Raw genomic sequence first — 3,414 nt, 5'->3', positions numbered from 1 at the left:
CAGCAAGTTTGATTAGATATTTGCACTCTGGAGGAATAGTAATGGTGGTCATGGCAGCTACAGTCGTCAAGAGGGGAAAAGTGGCACTTTACTGCGGTAAGCTTTCTTGTGCCACTTCCCTAAGGCTTCTATTGCTCCAGCCCAACCGTTATCAGGGACTTTTTCCTGAGGTTTTTTCGGACGTTCTTTATAGCTGGTGTAGATCAACCCTTTATCCTTGTCGCTTTTTGGTACGACTTTTAACTGAGAAAGGCCGTAACAGTAATCAAGGATCATTCGTGCATAGGGAGTGACTAGATCAAAGCAGTCACCGGGTTGTTTCTTGTCCACCTGCTGGATTCGACAGAGTTCCTGAGCGTAATTGACAAAGAAATACTCAAACAGGTCAAAATCCACTTTGGGGTAGTTGGTGATGTGCCAGTCTTTATCAACGCTAATACGACCCCAGTTGGGATCCAGCACATCTTTGTAGGATTTTTTTCCCCTGAGATGCTTCACCAGAAAGTCATTAACGTTGTAGATAAACCCGGGCTTTTCTTTATAGAGCGCTGCTTCCATGGCCGTCAGGCGATCGGCTCTTTTTTTGTCGAGTGCCAGAAGTGCTTGTATGTCTTTACTGTTGGTGAAGCTGTCATTCTTGTTGGGAAAAGGATTGGTAGCCCCTTTTTCATGACTCAGGTACTTCACGTATTCGTTTCGATCCAGATAATAAGCGGTTTTGCTGATGTCCCCTTGAAAGTGATCCCTGACTTTGGCCAGGCCGGCAGCCTGTTTGTGTTTCAGCTGATTCGGGTTAAATAGCGTGTCATGACTATGGTCAAAGCCAAACGCCACAACATCCGAATTACAGTTACCGGTGAACCAGACACTGACTGAGCCACTGGAGGCTTTTTTCTTTACCGAATCCAGCAGGGGGCCGTTATTTTTGCTGCCAAAACACTTGATGTGAAAATCCTTATGGCCCTGATAGGTGGTGTCTTCACCGAATATGGTGCCCTCCATGGAGACATTGGCAGTACAGTTGTTTTTACCCGGAAGGAAGTTAACGACACACAGGGAGTCACCATTGATCAGCTGGTTCAGCACGGACTTACCTACATCGGCGACCACCTTGTCGGCTGCTGCCCTGGCTGTGGTCATTACCTGCACCTTGTCTTCTTTATCTTTCATATCGGCAACAAAGTTGGCTTTTCCTTCATCCTGCAGGTGTGACATATCAGAAACCACCTGATCCAGGAGTTTTTTACGGTGGTCCAGGTAGCCCTGATAAGCCTTGGTGATGGCTTTCTCATCGGATTGAGCCATTTTTTTATTGTGAAAAGCGAAAGAGCCCCCTTCGACAGAAAGCACCTCGTGTTGACTGTTCTGCCGCTGGCAGAAATTCAGCCATGAAAAAAAGTCAGCTTCTGTTCGAAAAGAATACGGGGAGGGTAGTAAACGGTCGCAGCCGGTAAGGCCAGAGTAAGAGAGGTTCAGGTGCGCATTAAGTTGCGCCCTGAGGGCGTACCTGAGCTCAAGTAACTGTCGTTGCAGCAGATTCAACCGCACTGAAGCCAGAGACTGGAACCCCAGTAAGTGGCTCAATGACTGATTAGGGTATGAAGACTTCACACTGTTCTGAAAGGCGGCGATGGTCAACGGATAACTCATACGCAGCTGGGTCATGATATCTGACAGACTGTCCTGAAACTTCTTGCCGTAGTCCTTTGAGCTCAGCAGAGAATCATAGATATGATCCGGATTTCCCCATTTCTGATACAGTTCTGCGTGGGACAGGTATAGAGCTATATCACGAGGGTTCGGTGGCTTAACAGGAGAGGTGTATAAGGAGTCTTTCCAGGCCCAGGCCTTTCGCCCATCCATTCGTATAATTTTGTTCCGCTGGCATAGATGGTAAAGGTTGTTGTATTTATATCCGTCGGGGCAGTGGTTGCCTATAGCACTGATATAAAGCCGGTTCTCTTTGACGACAGGGTGTCTGCCTTTCATACCACCATCAATGCCATTGACTTTGCAGTTGTGACCATCAAAGGTGGTGTCATCTTCGCATTGGTGAGGCCAGCGTGAAATCCAGATACTGCCTTCCTTAAACTGCCACACTTTCCTTCCGACGGTAATGATCTCGGGGTCGGAGCGACAATTTGAACCGTCAAAATGAAACTTGGGAGGGCATTGCCCGCCCTTCGGATGAACATAGAGAACGTCGCTGCTGACAAAATACGACCACTTATCTCTACCCGCATGATCATCGATCCGATCCACCAGGCAGCCGTATGCGCCTTCAACGGTACCTATGGGGCAGACTGTATCAAAGTAGAGCTTGCCCACTTTTTTATGAACAGCATCGACGACCTTGTGGTTGTAATCATCCTTTGAAAGGGCGTCCACCACCTGGCTGGCGGCTTTATTAGCGGCGCCCTGTTGATTGATTTCACCGATAATGCCTCCGAAAGCCCACTGTTCCATAGCCGTTTCCGGTAAAAAGAATCCCATGACATCCCGCATAAGATCGATCGTTACAATTTCAGCCACCCCCGCTGGAGCAACACCACCCTGGACAGCTTCGGCAATGTCTGCACCCAGGTTATAGATCTGGGAAACAATGGGAATAAAACTCAGTGCCAGCCGGGCTTTCTCCACGCCTGACATATGTTCGGGAAAGGAGGATGTTTCGTAGGAGGGCATCAGCATCTGACCGATCATGATAACCATGCCATCAAGACCCAGTGCTTCAATCGCGGTCTCTGACAGATTCAGGTCGGAAAATTCGCTATTACTGAAAGCGCCATTGGTCAGACTGGAAGCATCATCAAAGCTGATTTTGGTAGCCGCATCGATGCCCGATGAATCAAAGCCGGCGATTTTTGCCGCGCTTTCTTCTGCCACCTGTTCAACATTGCCCATGGCTTCTTTAACTTCCGGACTGTTCCGGATAGTCGTTATCATTTCTCCCACGGTTCCGGGCTGGTCACCTTCTATAAATGATGTTTCACGTTCTATCATTGGTAGATCACTGACCGGACCTTTTTCATTAAACATTCTGTCCTGAAGTTCAAACTGGTTTTCCGGTTCGTTCTGTCCCTGAACTTTACCGACCAGGTCGGTACACTTTTCGGTGTCTTCAGACAGTTCGTTAGTGCCTTCATCCCATCGTTTATCCGGATCACAGGGAGTAGCAAGAGTCCTGGTTGTCAGTGACGCTGTAAGTATCAAAATGAAAATGAGTACAAGTCGTGACATAACTCACTCGCAGGCATGAACGTTGGACTTGATAAACTGATTCAGGATGGGGTTTGAAACAGTATTGAGTAATCTATGATTATCTATCATAATCTCACACTATGGATAAGAGATTAGTCAAGATTGGTGAAGCAGCTCGCTTGCTGGGTACTGACCACTCAACATTGAGGAAGT

Annotated in this window: 1 protein-coding gene; it reads right to left on the bottom strand. The window is 47.7% G+C overall.

Annotation, left to right across the window (positions count from 1 at the left end; genetic code table 11):
• Positions 1-66: 66 nt before the first annotated feature.
• Complete coding sequence (locus tag ACR2PX_RS21900) at positions 67-3,240, bottom strand: hypothetical protein (protein ID WP_434001486.1); 3,174 nt, start codon at positions 3,238-3,240, stop codon at positions 67-69.
• Positions 3,241-3,414: the final 174 nt, after the last annotated feature.

Source organism: Endozoicomonas sp. (assembly GCF_051008435.1).
GTDB lineage: Bacteria > Pseudomonadota > Gammaproteobacteria > Pseudomonadales > Endozoicomonadaceae > Endozoicomonas_A.
The sequence above is the reverse complement of the archived record's forward strand: the minus strand, read 5'-3'. Positions and strand labels throughout refer to the sequence as shown.

Bases quoted from the DNA above. Each gene is read 5' to 3' on its own strand.
- ACR2PX_RS21900 (WP_434001486.1), bottom strand. From the start codon at position 3,240: ATGTCACGACTTGTACTCATTTTCATTTTGATACTTACAGCGTCACTG.